This window comes from Helicobacter sp. MIT 14-3879, assembly GCF_003364125.1.
In genome coordinates this window covers 1-599 of record NZ_NXLP01000184.1, presented here as the reverse complement: position 1 = coordinate 599, position 599 = coordinate 1, and the positions used below count along the sequence as shown (strand labels likewise).

Annotated in this window: 1 protein-coding gene; it reads left to right on the top strand. The window is 35.7% G+C overall.

The window, feature by feature from the left end:
* Positions 1 to 594, top strand: a 594-nt coding sequence (locus tag CQA44_RS12260) for a methyl-accepting chemotaxis protein (RefSeq protein ID WP_258865051.1), incomplete at its 5' end; no start/stop codon positions are given.
* Between the last annotated feature and the right edge of the window lie 5 nt (positions 595 to 599).

Below are 599 nucleotides of genomic sequence, written 5' to 3'. Positions count from 1 at the left end.
AAAATGCTTCATACTTCTGCTAACTTTGCTAAAGAATTAGAATCTAAATCTAAAGAGTTAGAAGAGGCTGTTTCTACTCTTTCAGAATCTTCTAATAAGCAAGCAAGCTCATTAGAACAAACTGCTACTGCCATAGAAGAGATTACCTCGTCTATGCAAAGTGTTTCAGGCAGAACAAGTGAAGTGATTGCACAAAGTGAAGACATTAAGAATGTCATTGGCATTATCAGAGACATAGCAGACCAAACCAACTTATTAGCTCTTAATGCTGCTATTGAAGCGGCAAGAGCAGGAGAACATGGCAGAGGCTTTGCAGTCGTAGCTGATGAAGTAAGGAAGCTTGCAGAGAGAACACAAAAGAGTTTAGGAGAAATAGAGGCAAATACTAATATCTTAGTGCAAAGCATTAATGACATGGCAGAATCTATTAAAGAACAAGCACAAGGCATTACACAAATCAATGAAGCAGTTTCTCAATTAGAATCTGTAACACAACAAAATGTAGAAATAGCTAATCATTCACAAGACATCAGTAATGCTGTAGATTCTATTGCACAAAAGATATTAGAAGATGTGAATAAGAAGAAGTTTTAATGTAA